Source organism: Mucilaginibacter sp. A3364, assembly GCF_059690715.1.
The window spans coordinates 1001117-1016109 of the sequence record NZ_JCAWED010000001.1 but is presented as its reverse complement, the minus strand read 5'-3'; the positions used below and the strand labels follow the sequence as shown (position 1 = coordinate 1016109).

General features: G+C 43.2%; 17 protein-coding genes. 11 read left to right on the top strand and 6 right to left on the bottom strand.

The genetic code is table 11. From position 1 onward, the window contains the following. The first annotated feature begins 6 nt into the window (after nt 1–6). From AC59JT_RS04515 to AC59JT_RS04505, 3 genes are all read left to right on the top strand, one after another. Nucleotides 7–1116, top strand: a complete 1110-nt coding sequence (locus tag AC59JT_RS04515; protein WP_497396418.1) for a class I SAM-dependent methyltransferase — start codon at nt 7–9, stop codon at nt 1114–1116. Nucleotides 1117–1446: 330 nt separating this feature from the next. Then, nucleotides 1447–2928 (top strand): serine hydrolase domain-containing protein, encoded by a 1482-nt coding sequence (locus AC59JT_RS04510; protein ID WP_497396417.1) that lies wholly within the window; start codon nt 1447–1449, stop codon nt 2926–2928. A gap of 151 nt (nt 2929–3079) precedes the next feature. Then, nucleotides 3080–3664: a hypothetical protein gene (locus tag AC59JT_RS04505; protein WP_497396416.1), complete on the top strand. Its 585-nt coding sequence runs from the start codon at nt 3080–3082 to the stop codon at nt 3662–3664. A 155-nt stretch (nt 3665–3819) separates the two neighbouring features. Here AC59JT_RS04505 and AC59JT_RS04500 read toward each other — a convergent pair whose 3' ends face one another. From AC59JT_RS04500 to trpS, 4 genes are all read right to left on the bottom strand, one after another. Beyond that, nucleotides 3820–5082, bottom strand: a complete 1263-nt coding sequence (locus tag AC59JT_RS04500; protein WP_497396415.1) for a gliding motility protein GldB-related protein — start codon at nt 5080–5082, stop codon at nt 3820–3822. 184 nt (nt 5083–5266) lie between these two features. Next, nucleotides 5267–5998 (bottom strand): 3-deoxy-manno-octulosonate cytidylyltransferase, encoded by a 732-nt coding sequence (gene kdsB, locus AC59JT_RS04495; RefSeq protein ID WP_497396414.1) that lies wholly within the window; start codon nt 5996–5998, stop codon nt 5267–5269. Nucleotides 5999–6078: 80 nt separating this feature from the next. Continuing rightward, nucleotides 6079–6693 carry a deoxynucleoside kinase gene (locus tag AC59JT_RS04490; RefSeq protein ID WP_497396413.1) on the bottom strand — a complete coding sequence of 205 codons (615 nt, stop codon included), beginning with the start codon at nt 6691–6693 and terminating at the stop codon, nt 6079–6081. Nucleotides 6694–6795: 102 nt separating this feature from the next. Beyond that, nucleotides 6796–7791, bottom strand: a complete 996-nt coding sequence (gene trpS / locus AC59JT_RS04485; RefSeq protein WP_497396412.1) for a tryptophan--tRNA ligase — start codon at nt 7789–7791, stop codon at nt 6796–6798. A 38-nt stretch (nt 7792–7829) separates the two neighbouring features. Here trpS and AC59JT_RS04480 point away from each other — a divergent pair, with 38 nt between their 5' ends. From AC59JT_RS04480 to AC59JT_RS04460, 5 genes are all read left to right on the top strand, one after another. Next, nucleotides 7830–8558 (top strand): lysophospholipid acyltransferase family protein, encoded by a 729-nt coding sequence (locus tag AC59JT_RS04480; protein WP_497396411.1) that lies wholly within the window; start codon nt 7830–7832, stop codon nt 8556–8558. Then, nucleotides 8558–8845 (top strand): Asp-tRNA(Asn)/Glu-tRNA(Gln) amidotransferase subunit GatC, encoded by a 288-nt coding sequence (gene gatC, locus AC59JT_RS04475; protein ID WP_497396410.1) that lies wholly within the window; start codon nt 8558–8560, stop codon nt 8843–8845. Before AC59JT_RS04480 ends, gatC begins: the two co-directional genes overlap by 1 nt. A gap of 60 nt (nt 8846–8905) precedes the next feature. Continuing rightward, nucleotides 8906–9640 (top strand): ABC transporter ATP-binding protein, encoded by a 735-nt coding sequence (locus tag AC59JT_RS04470; protein ID WP_497396409.1) that lies wholly within the window; start codon nt 8906–8908, stop codon nt 9638–9640. An 18-nt stretch (nt 9641–9658) separates the two neighbouring features. Continuing rightward, nucleotides 9659–10285, top strand: coding sequence for a hypothetical protein (locus tag AC59JT_RS04465; protein WP_497396408.1), 627 nt, complete (start codon nt 9659–9661; stop codon nt 10283–10285). A gap of 78 nt (nt 10286–10363) precedes the next feature. Further along, complete coding sequence (locus AC59JT_RS04460; RefSeq protein WP_497396407.1) at nt 10364–11389, top strand: acyltransferase family protein; 1026 nt, start codon at nt 10364–10366, stop codon at nt 11387–11389. Nucleotides 11390–11407: 18 nt separating this feature from the next. Here the strand turns inward: AC59JT_RS04460 and AC59JT_RS04455 are convergent, their stop codons facing one another. After that, nucleotides 11408–12415, bottom strand: a complete 1008-nt coding sequence (locus AC59JT_RS04455) for a chitinase (RefSeq protein WP_497396406.1) — start codon at nt 12413–12415, stop codon at nt 11408–11410. Between the two features lie 106 nt (nt 12416–12521). Between AC59JT_RS04455 and AC59JT_RS04450 the strand changes: the two genes are divergently transcribed. The 3 genes from AC59JT_RS04450 (at nt 12522) to AC59JT_RS04440 (ending at nt 13651) form a co-directional block, all read left to right on the top strand. Next, nucleotides 12522–13070, top strand: coding sequence for a cob(I)yrinic acid a,c-diamide adenosyltransferase (locus AC59JT_RS04450; protein WP_497396405.1), 549 nt, complete (start codon nt 12522–12524; stop codon nt 13068–13070). A gap of 92 nt (nt 13071–13162) precedes the next feature. Then, on the top strand, nt 13163–13384 hold the full coding sequence (locus tag AC59JT_RS04445; RefSeq protein ID WP_002996718.1) for a DUF2795 domain-containing protein: 222 nt from the start codon (nt 13163–13165) through the stop codon (nt 13382–13384). 120 nt (nt 13385–13504) lie between these two features. Further along, nucleotides 13505–13651 carry a lmo0937 family membrane protein gene (locus AC59JT_RS04440; protein WP_497396404.1) on the top strand — a complete coding sequence of 49 codons (147 nt, stop codon included), beginning with the start codon at nt 13505–13507 and terminating at the stop codon, nt 13649–13651. Nucleotides 13652–13806: 155 nt separating this feature from the next. Here AC59JT_RS04440 and dprA read toward each other — a convergent pair whose 3' ends face one another. After that, entirely contained in the window at nt 13807–14904 is a 1098-nt protein-coding gene (gene dprA / locus AC59JT_RS04435) for a DNA-processing protein DprA (RefSeq protein WP_497396403.1), read from the bottom strand. Nucleotides 14905–14993: the final 89 nt, after the last annotated feature.

Below are 14993 nucleotides of genomic sequence, written 5' to 3'. Positions count from 1 at the left end.
TACCTCATGAAAAAACTAATATCAACAATCGCAATATTTGCCCTTCCGCTAATGTTGTTATTTGTTATCCCGGTATATATTTTACTCCGGTCGAAAGAGTGCTTTGCTGATATCGACCAATTACTTTTAAGCAAGCATAAATACAGCATCGGCTACGCCTACAACGAAAACAACTATAAATATATTAAGCGCAAAGTGGTTAACGACGGGCCGGCACGCCAGGTATGGGCCTTGGGCGCATCAAGGGTGCTACAGTTTAGGGAGCAAATGTTTAACACTTCATTTTATAACGTAGGTTTTACCATTATAAGCCTGAAGGATTTTGAATTATTTTTAAGCGAAACCCCTGCTGCTAAATATCCCAAATACGTCATCATATCCTTAGATCAAATGATGTTTAATAGTGCGTGGCCGCTTGAAAAAAGTGTTCAAAACAAAACCAAATTCACCAATTACATTAAATACCCCGACGCAGGGACGTACGTAAGTGTTTACAAAGACCTGTTTGCAGGCGACTATAATAAACTTTTATCTGTAGCAGCAAACGATACTACCATAGGCATAAAAGCAGTTTATAACGGCGCGGGCGTACGTAATGACGGCAGTATGAACTACGGATCGAGAATTACAAAGCTGCTGGCCCGTAAACAAAGCGACGATTTTAAAACCGAAGTGGCCAGGATAAAACAGGGCGGCAACAGGTTTGAGTATAATGATCATGCCGACAAAAGTCAGCTGGCGGTGCTTGATCATTTTTTGGCCTTTTGTAAAGCCAAAAACATTACGGTTATTGGTGTTTACCCGCCGTTTGCAGGTTTAATATACAACAAAATGATGCAAACCGGCAAGTATAATTACCTGAACGAATTATACGGCATGAGCATGCCTGTATTTAAAAAATACGGTTTCGAGCTATATGATTACTCGAACGGCGCCGCAATAAACTCTGCCGACGAAGAGTTTTTAGACGGCTTTCACGGCGGCGAAATAACCTACCAAAAAATGTTAATTGATATGCTTGAAAAAGGCTCGGTGCTTAATGCCGTAGCCAATCCCGATCAACTTAAGCTTAGCATTAAAACCCCTGTAAACCGCTATATAGTTTACAAGTATTAAGTTTATAGGCGCTTGTAACTATCCAAACATTTAATACGGGCGTTACCCTCATACGTCGGGTCAGGCTATCCGCTTATACGGCTGCAGGCCTTAGGCTCGGGGCCGGTATCCGCTGCTATCCTTAACGCGGATAGATGGTTTTCCGGTACGTAGAACACTTAACACATTACAGGATAAAATATGTTGCCTAAACCTCGACAGGCAAAAGGCCCCTCTATTGTCAGTTAATTTACAAAGTTTACATTTTTATTTACGTTCCGGATGATTGGCCCTGAATTATCCGAGCGTAATTTTGCTGAATCAATTTTTACACCACCTTAATATATAATTATGACCCAGCACACAAAAGGCCTTACATCACTCTTGTTATCCCTGTTCATTTGTATTCAAACAAGTCATCTATCTGCGCAAAACAATAAGACCTACTCTAAAGATGTACAGGCAAAAATTGAACAGTTTGAGAATAATTTAGGTTTGTGGGTTCAAATAGAAGGTCAGCGATATACACTGGCTGACAGAATGAAAAGTAACCATATAAAAGGCGTGAGTATAGCGTTAATAAAAAACCACAAGATAGAGTGGACAAAAGCCTACGGTTGGGCAGATAGCGCGCAACAACGGCCGGTAACTACAAACACATTATTTCAGGCGGGATCGATAAGCAAATCATTAAACGGCATCGGCATTTTAAAATTAGTACAGGATGGCAAATTGAAACTTGATGCGGATATCAATACCTATTTAAAGTCGTGGAAGTTTCCGTACGACTCATTATCAAAAGGGAAAAAAATAACGATAGCAAATCTGTTAAGTCATACAGCTGGATTAACCGTACACGGGTTTGACGGTTATGAAAAAGGAGATACCATACCTACATTGATACAAATTTTAAATGGCGAAAAGCCTGCCAACAGTAAAGCTATACGATCAATGTATGAACCGTCGCTCAGGCATCAATATTCGGGTGGGGGGACAACCATATCACAACTGATATTGCAGGATGTGACCGGGCAAGCTTATGATACCTACATGCAGAAAAATGTACTGGACCCAATGGGTATGAGCAACAGTTTTTATACGCAGCCGCCACCCGCTAACAAAGAAAGTTTATTAGCTACAGGTTACAGAAATGATGGTAAAGAAGTGAAGGGAAAGTACCATATTTATCCTGAACAAGCTGCAGCCGGCCTATGGACAAACCCTACAGACCTGGCTAAATATATTATAGAAACACAACTATCCTTACAAGGCAAAAGCAATAAAGTACTTTCTGCACAAACAACCAAACAAAGATTGACGCCTTATATTGACAGCTCAGCCGCGTTGGGCGTATTTATAGTTAAAAAAGGCAATGAAAAATATTTTAGTCATGATGGATCAGATGAAGGCTTTGTGGCTGCATACTATGGTAACATGGAAACCGGCAATGGTGCGGTGATAATGGCAAATACCGATAATTGGAGCATATTATCTGAAGTAGTAAATTCTTTGGCGGCGGTTTATAACTGGAAAGATTTTTATAACCCTACCGTTAAAAAGCTAGTTAGCGTAGATAAAGAAGTATTGCTATCATACACAGGAGATTATAAACTGTATAGAAACACGTTTAACATTACGCTGGAAAATGAGGGTTTGATGTTAAGGTTGAACAGCACAACTAAATACAAAATTCACTTTACTTCGGATACCGATTTTTTCATGCTCGAAATGGCAGGATCGGAAATAAAATTCACAAAAGACAAAGACAATAAGGTAAATGGCTTTAGTATTAATGACAGAGGTAATAAAATGGAAGCGGCCAAAGTAAAATAACTACACTGTCCGAAGTTTGCAAATCGGAAGACTATGTCACGTTGGTCTCCACTGGACGAAGTTACGCTGCGCTAAACTTCGTCCAGTGATGAGTTATTATACGATGTGGGGGCCTTACCAAACCAAACCCCTCCCGCCCTGTTAACCCTACATGAAACTCTCCCGCTACACCACCATAATCCTGCTGACCTTAGCCGCCTGTAATCAACCCAAAAAACAAACCGCCCAACAACCGACTGATACGCTATCCCACGTAGATACCCAAGCCAAAGAGACGCCGGATACCACTGCCGCCACCATATACCCTACCGACCCGATAGCCGCCATTCGCCAGCAGGTAACTGCTATTAACACCAGCAAACACGACTCGGCACAGTTTGAGTTTAAATGCGACGAATTAACCAAAGTGAAGCAATGGTTTCGCAAAGGCAAACTAGTCAAAATATCTATTGACTTTGGCTGGGTGGGCGACGCACACGCCATTGAGGACTATTATTACGACGCGACCGGTAACATTATCTTCTTTTACGAATTTGTGGAAGGTGGCCCGGCTTGCGAGGGCTGTATTAAACGGAATGAGTATCGCAGCTACATCCAAGAGGGCAAGGTGATCAAATACCTCAAAAACCAAACCCCGGAAGCTTGCCGCAAATGCGATTTTGGTGCAACATCAAAACCGGCGCGCTTGTTTATGGCAAAAACAACAGCGGAGATCAAAGCCATATTGTGCAGGTAATAACCAAACACGTCATTACGAGCGAGGCCTCGATAGCTATCGGGGGAGCGTCATAACCCCCCGATCGATCTGTACTGAACTTGCTATTCTTAAGGGGATAGCTACACTACGTTCGCTATGACGTGATGGTTTGAATATTGCGTATGTACCACGTTTTACTTCAACTTGGCCAGCCACTCCTCCACTTTACTATCCTGGTAAAACTTGCGATAATCTTTAATGTTCAAAATATCATAAACCGCCTGCTTTTTATCTGCGGCCTGGTTGTAGTAGGCTTTGCATATGCAGTAGCCCACCCAGTAACCCAGGTCGGCAGGATGGTCGGGCGTTTCCTGGCCACTGTTGGCTATCCAGTTATAACTGCGCTTGAGGTACATCTCTTTGCGGAAATCGTTCCATATCTTTTTCTCTTTGCCTTTGGCGAAATTGATCAAACGCTGGTTGGCCGAACTTCCGGATATCAGCTCGCCAATAAAATCGGCCATACCCTCAACCAGTACGCCACGCAGTAGCGTAGTATCCTGGGCCAGGTTATCCTGCTGAAAATGGATCAGCTCATGCGCCACAATATTCGGCAGGATATTAATATCTAAAAAGTTATTCTTCTCCCACAGGCTTAGCTCGCCGGTGGGGATGTCTTTAGAACGAGCTATCTGGTCGATCCCCAATATCAAGCCATTGGCGCTTGCTGTACCCGCCGAGTTAAACCGGCCGACAACAAAGTAAACATTGGGAAACAAAGCCTGTGGATATATCGCTTTTAGTTTATCAAAACCGGTCTGCATTTGTTTTTTCTGTGCTTTTACCTTTAAGGTGTTATTGCGGATAGCGGCATAAAATTTTGGCTTCTTATCGTGCACATCTACAAACTTTTTTACGCTGCCCACCTTAGCTTCCAGGTAATCCTGCAGGCCGGGGCTGCCTTTATCCATGTACTCGCGTTTGTAATACAGGGCACGGTGGGCAGTATCTTTCTGTGCCTGGTCATAGGCTCGCCAAAAGTTATCAATGTCAGTGGTTACCAATTCGGCCTTAGCCGGGTCGCCCGAACTCATTTGTGCAGGCTGCATAGCTTCATACTTTTTCCAGGCGGATTCGGCGTGTAGTATATTAAGGTCGGTATCGCTTTTTAAGTGTTTTAAGTTGGTGTAGCCATTGTCAATCGCCTTTTGCAGGTTGGCAAAAGCTAGCCTCTTATCGCCAATTAAAGCGTAACAGCAGGCCGCGTTGTAGTAGCAGGTGCGGCGCTGATTATTAAACTCGGCGCGTGCCACGGCGGCAATATAGCCTTCGGCAGCCGTTTTATAATTTTTGGCGCTGTAATTACTATCAGCTACCGCGCTAAGCCTGTCATAATTTTGCGCCGAAGCGGTTAACGCCAAAAAAAATAAGCATAAGATGGATAGCAGTGCTTTCATATCAGTAAGATATTGCTCTGTGCCCAAAAGTTACGCAAGGGCAAAAATTTAGTTTTGGGATGTACTATATAGTGTAGCTACAATTAGTGACAAAACCGTGTCACCATAAAAACCAAACATCTATAAATCAATGCTGTAGCGCGCTACACCAAGTGTAGCACTGTAGCGTGCTACGCAAACGCCGCTACACTTGCTTTAGTTTCTCCAGATCTTCGGGGGTGTCAATAGCGTGGGTTTCCAGGTCGGTTTCGGCAACCTTAATGCGGTAGCCGTTCTCTATCCAGCGCAGTTGTTCCAGGCTCTCGGCTTTTTCAAGCGGGGAGATCTGCAGTTTGGTAATTTCCTGCAAAACATCGGCCCGGTAGCCGTAAATGCCAATGTGTTTGTAATAGGTATAAAACTCAAGCCAGTTCTCGGGCTTCTCCCCCCTGATATGCGGCAATGCCGAACGCGAAAAGTAGATAGCCTCGTCCAGCTTATTTAACAGCACTTTGGGCGAATTGGTGTTATGTAGTTCCTGCTCGGTTTTTACGCGCTTAATGAGCGTAGCCAGTTGTACATCGGCCGTATTAAAGCAGTTAGCCAGTTTGCTGATCTGTTCAGGGTCAATATAAGGTTCGTCGCCCTGTATGTTAATGATGACGTCGTACTCGGGGTGCGCCAGGGCCACTTCGGCACAGCGGTCGGTGCCGCTTTGGTGGTAGCTGCCGGTCATTACCGCCACACCGCCAAAAGCTTGTACATGGGCATAAATTCGCTCGTCATCGGTAGCCACTATGACTTCGGTAAGTTGATCGCATTTCTTAGCCTGCTCATAAACCCGCTGGATCATGGTTTTACCCGCGATATCAACCAAAGGCTTACCGGGAAACCGTGACGAAGCGTAACGCGCGGGTATAATGCCGAGAACTTTCATAATGTTATACGTTTGACGTTGTACGTTTTACGTTAAATTTTAGAATTAGAAGTGAAGCAGCACGTAAAACGTATTACAACTTAAAATAACCCATTAACTTCCCGCTCAATAGCCTGAACTATGGTACCCAGGTCTTCGGTATTATTGGCAAAGTCAAGGTTGTCTTTATCCAGTATCAGCAGTTTGCCTAGTTTATAGTTCTTTATCCATTTGTCGTATTTCTCGTTCAGTTTGGATAAGTAATCTATGCGGATGCCAATCTCGTACTCGCGGCCACGGCGCTGGATGTTGTTCACCAGGGTAGGCACAGATGCCTTAAGGTAAACCAGCAGATCGGGTGGCTTAATGTACGCTGTAATATTATCGAAAATGGATTGATAGTTCTCGTAGTCGCGGGTAGTCATAAGGCCCATATCGTGCAGGTTTTCGGCAAATATGTGGGCATCTTCGTATATGGTACGGTCTTGTAATATATTACGGCCGCTTTTCTGTATCTCCATTATCTGGCGATAGCGGCTGTTCAGGAAATATATTTGCAGGTTGAAACTCCAGCGCTTCATGTCGCTGTAAAAATCTTCCAGGTAAGGGTTGTTGTCTACCGCCTCGTACAAAGGGTCCCAGCCGTAATTTTTGGCCAACATTTCGGTAAGCGTGGTTTTACCGGCTCCAATATTTCCTACTATAGCTATGTGCATGGCTAAAGATATAATTCAAAAGTTAAATGTCAAAATTAAGTCCATAGTCGATAGACCATAGACGATGGTATAAACTGCAAGGCAGAACTATGGACAAATAAGCTAAAAGTTCCTGAACCCAATGATCTCCCTTACCTCGCTAATGGTTTTGCGGGCGCTCTCGCGGGCTTTTTCGGCGCCGTGGCGTGCAACTTTGCTTATCAGGTCTGCGTCGGCGGCAATGTCAGTTATGCGTTCGCGGATGGGGGCTGTGGCGTTTACCATGTCCTCTGCCAGTTGCTTTTTAAAATCGCCGTAGCGTATTTGCATGGTGTTGTATAGGTTATCAAAATGTGCCAAAGTATCCGGCGTTGAAACCACCTTCATCAAGTCGAAAAGGTTTTGTATCTCCTCTGGTTTGGCTTGGTTCTCAACAGTCGGGCCACTATCGGTAACGGCACGCATTACTTTTTTGCGGATAAGCTCGGGCGTATCTGCCAGGAATATAGCATTACCTTCTCCTTCTGATTTACCCATTTTGCCCTTACCGTCCAGTCCCGGTATTTTTACCAGGTTAGTGCCAAAACTAAAAGCAAAAGGCTCGGGGAAGTATTCGTTATTATATAAACGGTTAAAGCGGTTACCAAATGTGCGGGCCATTTCAAGGTGTTGCTCCTGATCTTTACCCACAGGCACTTTGGTGGCTTTATGTATCAAAATATCCGCGGCCATTAAAACAGGGTAGGTTAACAGGCCGGCATTTACATTATCGGGGTTAGCACGTACTTTGTCTTTAAACGATGCACTGCGTTCCAGTTCGCCGGTGTAGGCATTCATGTTTAAGTACAGGTATAGCTCAATAACCTCGGGCACGTCGCTCTGCACATAAATAGTGGCCTTATCCGGGTCGATACCTGCTGCCAGGTACTCCACCAGTACGCTTTTCACATTGGTGTGCAGGCTGGCAGGTGTAGGGTGTGTGGTTAGCGAATGCAGATCGGCAATAAAAAAATAGCAGTTATACTCGTGCTGCATTTTCACAAAGTTTTGTATTGCACCGTAATAATTGCCCAGGTGTAAATTCCCGGTAGATCTGATACCACTAACAACAGTTTCCATAGCGGCGAAAGTAAGGAATTTTTCTATTTTTGAAGACGATGAAAATACTTTTAAAGAAACTGCACGCCTATATATATATGGTTAATGTAGCTTTATTTTATGTATTGGCGTTCCCGTTTTTATACTTGTTATCGCGCAGCAAAGCCAATTATCCGGCCATGAACAAACTCAGGCGCGTATGGGGATTTCTAAGCTCATCATTCTCGGGCATATTTTACAACTTTACTTACGAACAACCTATCGACTGGAGCAAACCTTACATCATCTGCCCTAATCATACTTCAAACCTTGATATTACCGCGATGACGTTGTTGGTTAAAAACAACTACTGCTTTATGGGTAAAGAAGAACTGGCGGATGAATTTGCTACGCGATTGTTTTTTAAAACGGTTGATATCCCCGTAAATCGCGTAAGCAAAATGTCGTCCTTCCGGGCATTTAAGGCTGCAGGCGAGCGGCTTGCTGAAGGCACGTCCGTTATCATCTTCCCCGAAGGGAAAATAGCTAACGATTACCCGCCGGTTTTACAGGAGTTTAAAAATGGGCCTTTTCGTTTGGCTATTGAATATAAAGTACCAATTATACCAGTGAGCCAACCTAATACCTGGAAACTTTTATGGGATAGCGGTCTTAAATTTGGTAGCAAACCCGGTATTTGTAATATATTTGTACATAAGCCTATTGATACGGCCCACTTAACAACCGATGATGCCGATACCTTGCGCGATCAGGTATACAACATTATCAACCAAAAATTAGTATTATAATGAATATTGACAGCCAAACCGTAGATAAGATAGCCCACCTGGCCCGTTTAGAGCTAAACCAAAGCGAACAACAGGAAATGATAGGCGACATGAATAAAATCCTAGATTTTATGGCTAAGCTGAACGAGGTAGATACCTCGGGCGTTGAACCGTTGATATATATGAGCGACGAGGTAAACGTTTTCCGTGAAGATGAAGTTAAGCAAACCATTACGCATGAAGAGGCACTACAAAATGCCCCTAAGCATGATGATAATTATTTCCTGGTAGCTAAAGTTATAGGGTAGAGGTTTTCTGAAAACATTGTAACAATCAGGCACCGCCATCGTCAAAGCAATAAAATATAAATGGAGCCATTAGCCGAGAAGCCTTTAATCACCATAAAAAATATAGGGCGCAAATACATTATAGGTACCGAGATCATCCACGCGCTTAAAGATGTATCGTTAACTATTAATAAAGGCGAATTTGTGGCTTTAATGGGTCCGTCAGGCTCGGGCAAGTCAACCCTGATGAATATTTTGGGTTGCCTGGATACCCCTACCAAAGGCGAATATGTGCTTAACGGTATTAACGTAAGCCATATGAGTGATAATGAGCTGGCCGAAGTGCGTAACTCCGAGATCGGCTTTGTTTTTCAAACATTTAACTTATTGCCCCGTAATACCGCTTTAGACAATGTGGCCTTGCCATTAATATACGCAGGCGTAAGTAAAGACGACCGTAAAAACCGCGCACGTAAAGCTTTAGAGAATGTTGGCTTGGGTAACAGGACAGATCACCGCCCTAACGAGCTTTCGGGAGGGCAGCGCCAGCGTGTGGCTGTGGCCAGGGCTTTGATCAATGATCCGTCTATCATACTGGCGGATGAACCTACAGGTAACCTGGATACCAAGACATCTATCGAGATAATGGGTTTGATGGAAGACATCCATGCCAAAGGCAATACCATAATACTGGTAACGCACGAGGAGGATATTGCAATGCACGCCCACCGTATCGTTCGTATGCGCGATGGTTTGATAGAACGCGATTACGTTAACACCAACGTGCAGATTGTTGATCGCAGCGGTGTAGTTTAATTAAAGCATTGCCTATTGATGGAAACCTTACCTTTTGATGCTTCGGGCCTTAATGATGAACAGGTGCAGCAGTTGGGCAAAGTTCATCAGGCGCTTAAAGACAAATTTTTTATTCAGTCTACCGGCTATATTGATTTCCAGTTGGAGCAATTCAAGGTGTTTGCACCTTATTCCGGCTTTAACCTCCGCAACTCGTATGTTATAAAGGAGCATGATAAGGGCAACGACAGTTACGTGCTTTTTGTGGATACTCATCACAGCACCGAAACCGCTAAAGATATTGTAACCGACCACCATGAGCACCAAACGTGGGCTTTGGCTTATTTAGCGCAGGATATGGGTTGCGTGTTGATCCGGCCGGAAACACTTTACGACAAAATTTTCGAACTCATACATCCGCTTGAGCTTGACTTTGCCGATGATAAAGCTTTTAGCGACGCTTTTTATGTAGTGGTTGATGATTATGCCAAGGCTTCGGCCGCTATGAATCGTAGTTTCCGCAACGCGGTAATGGATATCAGGCATGACGACCTTATTATCGAGATAGTTGAACATACCTTAATTATAGGCAACGGCAAACCCATGTCGGCAGCCAAGGCAGTTCAAATGGCATCGTTTGTGGCCAGGCTATGCTCCGGCGAGTAGCATTTGATTGCATCAATATTAAACTTTTTAGCAATTATGGGCCGGCGCCGATAAAAAACTATCTTTACGGCTATAGCCATGGAGACAAACCAATTAACTTTTACACGCTTTTTTGCCGCTGTTGCTATTGTAATATTTCATTTTGGTTTAGCTTTATTTCCGTTTAACACCCCCCTGCTGTATAACTTTTTCCTTAACGCCAACATTTTTGTAAGCTACTTTTTTATTTTGTCGGGCTTTGTGATGATCCTGGCTTACAGCAAAACAAATAATAGTTTGATCGATTATTCAAGCTATTACGTCAAACGCCTTGCACGTATCTACCCGCTATATTTAATTGCACTCCTGTTGGTATTTTTGATACGGTTGAAAGCTGCCGATTTAAGCGGCCTTTTACTGCAAGCTACGTTTTTACAGGCATGGATACCCGGCCGCCCGATGGGGCTAAATTCACCGGGGTGGTCGCTTTCGGTCGAGGTTTTCTTTTATCTTTTATTCCCGTTGTTATTTAACAGGGTTTATCAAAACATCAGCTTATCAAAAATAGCTGTAGGTGTTGGCCTCCTGTTTATCATCACGCAGATTATACTATTTATACTTCGACATTCCTCATTTTATCAAGGTTTTCCTTCTGATAGTCATGATCTGATTTATTATTTCCCATTATCAAACCTATCAGATTTTTTGATGGGGAATGTTTTAGGTTTGTTTTTTCTAACTATCCCCAAAAAGCATTTCCGTAATTATGATTGGTTATTGTTAGGATTGTTCATTATCCTATTTATACTACTGGTGCAGGGTTGGTTACTGTTAGCCCGCATCATATTTTTGGCACTTATCCTGGTTTTGTCGCTAAATAAAGGAGGTTTTATAACCAGGCTTTTTTGCTTAAAACCGTTGGTGTTTTTGGGTGAGATAAGCTACGGTATTTATATATTGCAACTTCCTGTTTTAAGTGTGGTGTATTATCTCGGCAAAAACAGTCCGTTAAGCAAGGCGTCCTTGTTTTATGTAGCCCTTATAACTTTAATAATCGCGGCAGCGGTATCCTATTATATAATTGAGAAGCCCGTAAGACGATTTGTAAGGTCGCGCTTTTTATAGGCCAAGATCCGATGGTCTTTATTGATAGGTATAAAACTGCATCTTCCCACACGAGCAGGCACAATTAGCATCGGTAACTTTTAGTTGCTGCAAAAAGTGCTGATAAAAGCCTATCCTATCCAGCATACCCGGCGAATTTTCGCCCTGGTTACATTCAACCGCGCCATTGATAATATTAATGGTCATGCCAAAGCCCGGTGTGCGGCCCTTGCTTTTATCCACCGCGTTAGGCTGCCACTTGCCTATCATTACATCATGTGCCGATGGTTTGTGCGTTTCGGGCATCATCCAAAACCATATAGCGGCTTTAAATGCTACCACCGGGTCGGTGGCCACTTTATCCGGATCATTCAATAACACGTTTTTATCACCAAAAATACAATCAGACGCTTTACCATAATTGCCATTGTAGCTTAACTGCATAGGGCCGCGGCCATAGTATTTTTTTCCTTGCACCGGCATATACTCATCACTTTCGCCATAATAGTCCAGGCTGGTATTGCTCTCGTGTGTAAGCATCAGCCCATCGGTATAGCTGCCGTTTTGGCCGTGGCGGGTTTCGTGGGCTATATGAGCAAAAAAGGCTGCCAGTTCTTTTTTATTAGTAAGCGCATCGCCTGCGGTGCAAAAAGCGCCATAATCTACCGTAAAAATGCTGTCGGGTTTAACCTTGGCCCAGGCTTCGTTCCAATCCACATCCTGGCGCACTATTTTATTTTTGCCGCTGACTTTTTCGGTACGGATGATCTGGTAAACGGATAAGGCCCTGCGCGATACTTTTACTTTAATGCCACTCAACTCCTTAACGGCTTTCATAAACGCAGCGTAAGTGTAAAACTTATCCCTTTCCGGAAAAAGCTCATTAAACTGTTTTTCGGTAATTAAGTTAAAAACCGGTGTAGGTGGCGGCGTTTCTGCTTTGGGCTTATCAGCCTGTGCCGGTTTGCTTCCGCATTTAAAACTCAGCAGCAATAGGGTGCTTAAAAACAGGAATACATATTTGCTTGATGACAGAACCGCTTTCATACGATATATGGTGTAGCTGTTTAAATGTTAAATATAAACTGATTTTAAAGGTAACGCATAAATTGCACCAATTATTAGCTATGTTTAGCTTAATATTTTTATACCCATGAAGATATATACCAAAACGGGCGACAAAGGTTTTACCTCATTAATAGGCGGAACCCGTGTGCCCAAACATCATATACGTATTGAAACGTATGGTACTGTTGACGAGTTGAATGCCTACATAGGTTTAATACGCGACCAGGATATTACCACCCACGATAAAGATTTACTAAAACAAATACAGGATAGGTTGTTTACCATAGGCTCGCTACTGGCTGCCGACCCGGAACGTTCAAAAATGGACCTCCCCGATCTGCATGATGCCGATGTAGAGCTGTTGGAAAAAGAAATGGATGCGATAAATGAAACCCTACCGCCCCTTAAACACTTTATATTACCTGGCGGAAGTACACCGATCTCATTTTGCCATGTGGCCCGTTGCGTGTGCCGTAGGGCCGAACGTTTATGTGTACAATTGGCTGAAGAAAGCTTTGTAGATGAGCGTGTAATTATTTATCTTAACCGTTTAAGCGATTATTTGTTTACGCTGGCGCGGAAGCTGGGAAACGAGCATAATATCCCTGAAAATAAGTGGATTGCCCGGGTTTGAAAATTTTACAAAAATATCTTGATAATCAAATTGAAAATATTATACTTTTGCAAAAATCGAATTTGAATCATTAACTAAATTATCTATAAAAAATGTACTGGACACTTGAATTAGCATCGCACCTGGAAGATGCACCATGGCCTGCAACTAAAGACGAATTAATTGATTACGCTATACGCTCAGGCGCTCCGGTAGAGGTAATTGAAAACTTACAGGCACTTGAAGACGATGGCGAGCCATACGAGAACATTGAAGAGATATGGCCTGATTACCCTACAAAAGATGACTTCTTTTTTAACGAAGACGAGTATTAAAAACCATAAATACTACAAAAAGCCCTGCATAGCGGGGCTTTTTTGTTTAGCGGCGGTTTTGGAATGGTTTTGGCAAAGCTGTTTTTAACAACAAACAACATTTACTTAAAACTTAAAACTATGAGAGGTTTATTGTACATCATCGCGGTTATATTAGTTATAGGCTGGGCCCTGGGTTTATTTTACTACTCGGCCGGTAACATTATTCACGTATTATTGGTAATTGCTATTATAGCATTGCTGTTAGGGGTTATCAGAAGAGCGTAACGCTTAGCCCCTCTAAATCTTCCCCGAAGGGGGAGACTTAAAATGTATACACCAACAATCAAGTCCTCTGCAATGAGGACTTTTTCGTTTTAAAATACTTTAATTTAAAATGCGCTTATCAAAGTCCTCTCCTTCGGGGAGGATTTAGGAGGGGTCTAACTCACCTTATACGCCTTCCCCGGCAACGCGCTTATATAGCCCTGCATTTCCATATTTAACAAATTCATGGCCAGCTGGCTCATGGGCATATTTGTTTTTAGGGTGAGGTCGTCAATGGGTACCGGCGTTTGCTGTTCAAGCAGGATATTAAATATGGTACGTTCGTCGCTGGTCAGATCAAAGGGCATGGAAAATTGCGCGGCGGGTTTCAGGTCGGCGGGTTTTTCCCAGCCCATGCTGTAAGGCAGGTCGGCAGCGCAGGTAAGCAGACCGGCCCTGTTACGGCGGATCAAAAAGTTACATCCTTCCGAAAAAACATCATCTACCCTACCCGGGAAAGCGAAAACATCGCGGTTGTAGGAGTTGGCTATTTCGGCAGTGATCAAAGCACCACCTTTTACACTGGCCTCTATTATTACTGTAGCATCTGCCATACCAGCCACTATGCGGTTACGTTGGGGGAAGTTTTCCCTGTCGGGGATGGTTTGTGATGGATATTCGCTCAGCAATCCGCCGTTCTCCAGCATCTTCTCAGCAGTTGAACGATTGGCAGCCGGGTATAATCTGTCCAGTCCGTGACCTAATACACCTACTGTGGGTACTTTATGTTTAAGGCTTTCCTTATGTGCGGCTACATCAATACCATAAGCCAGTCCGCTTAATATTAAAACATCATATTGTTGCAGTTCTTCTACCAGGCGGGCGGTTAGTTCTTTGCCGTATTCGGTAGCGTTGCGGGTGCCTACTATACTAATTACGCGGCGGGCGTTTAAATCAGCATTGCCTTTACTATATAATAGTATGGGTGCATCAACGCAATTGGTTAAGCGCTTGGGGTAGCGGGCATCTTTATACCATATTACGTCGATATCATTCTTCTCAATAAAATTCAGTTCTTCTTCTGCCCTTTTTAGGGCTTCGTCAAAATTTAAGCCTGATATTTTTTTCTCGGCAATACCGGGCACGTTCATTAAATGAGCCGGCGAAGCTTTAAAAACCTCTTCGGCCCCGCCTAAATAATCAGCAGCCGAGCGGGCCAGTATAGGGCCTATTTTATTAAGAAAAGTGAGTGCTATTTGATGATGTAACGACATAGGATTTAAGTACCGCTAAATGTATAAAATATTGCTATCATTTTTAGCATTTAAAAATAATTTAAAGAAACTACAAAAATAGTTTGCAA

Coding starts and splice junctions, on each gene's coding strand:
- AC59JT_RS04515 (WP_497396418.1), top strand. CDS start 7: ATGAAAAAACTAATATCAACAATCGCAATATTTGCCCTTCCGCTAATG.
- AC59JT_RS04510 (WP_497396417.1), top strand. CDS start 1,447: ATGACCCAGCACACAAAAGGCCTTACATCACTCTTGTTATCCCTGTTC.
- AC59JT_RS04505 (WP_497396416.1), top strand. CDS start 3,080: ATGAAACTCTCCCGCTACACCACCATAATCCTGCTGACCTTAGCCGCC.
- AC59JT_RS04500 (WP_497396415.1), bottom strand. CDS start 5,082: ATGAAAGCACTGCTATCCATCTTATGCTTATTTTTTTTGGCGTTAACC.
- kdsB (WP_497396414.1), bottom strand. CDS start 5,998: ATGAAAGTTCTCGGCATTATACCCGCGCGTTACGCTTCGTCACGGTTT.
- AC59JT_RS04490 (WP_497396413.1), bottom strand. CDS start 6,693: ATGCACATAGCTATAGTAGGAAATATTGGAGCCGGTAAAACCACGCTT.
- trpS (WP_497396412.1), bottom strand. CDS start 7,791: ATGGAAACTGTTGTTAGTGGTATCAGATCTACCGGGAATTTACACCTG.
- AC59JT_RS04480 (WP_497396411.1), top strand. CDS start 7,830: ATGAAAATACTTTTAAAGAAACTGCACGCCTATATATATATGGTTAAT.
- gatC (WP_497396410.1), top strand. CDS start 8,558: ATGAATATTGACAGCCAAACCGTAGATAAGATAGCCCACCTGGCCCGT.
- AC59JT_RS04470 (WP_497396409.1), top strand. CDS start 8,906: ATGGAGCCATTAGCCGAGAAGCCTTTAATCACCATAAAAAATATAGGG.
- AC59JT_RS04465 (WP_497396408.1), top strand. CDS start 9,659: ATGGAAACCTTACCTTTTGATGCTTCGGGCCTTAATGATGAACAGGTG.
- AC59JT_RS04460 (WP_497396407.1), top strand. CDS start 10,364: ATGGAGACAAACCAATTAACTTTTACACGCTTTTTTGCCGCTGTTGCT.
- AC59JT_RS04455 (WP_497396406.1), bottom strand. CDS start 12,415: ATGAAAGCGGTTCTGTCATCAAGCAAATATGTATTCCTGTTTTTAAGC.
- AC59JT_RS04450 (WP_497396405.1), top strand. CDS start 12,522: ATGAAGATATATACCAAAACGGGCGACAAAGGTTTTACCTCATTAATA.
- AC59JT_RS04445 (WP_002996718.1), top strand. CDS start 13,163: ATGTACTGGACACTTGAATTAGCATCGCACCTGGAAGATGCACCATGG.
- AC59JT_RS04440 (WP_497396404.1), top strand. CDS start 13,505: ATGAGAGGTTTATTGTACATCATCGCGGTTATATTAGTTATAGGCTGG.
- dprA (WP_497396403.1), bottom strand. CDS start 14,904: ATGTCGTTACATCATCAAATAGCACTCACTTTTCTTAATAAAATAGGC.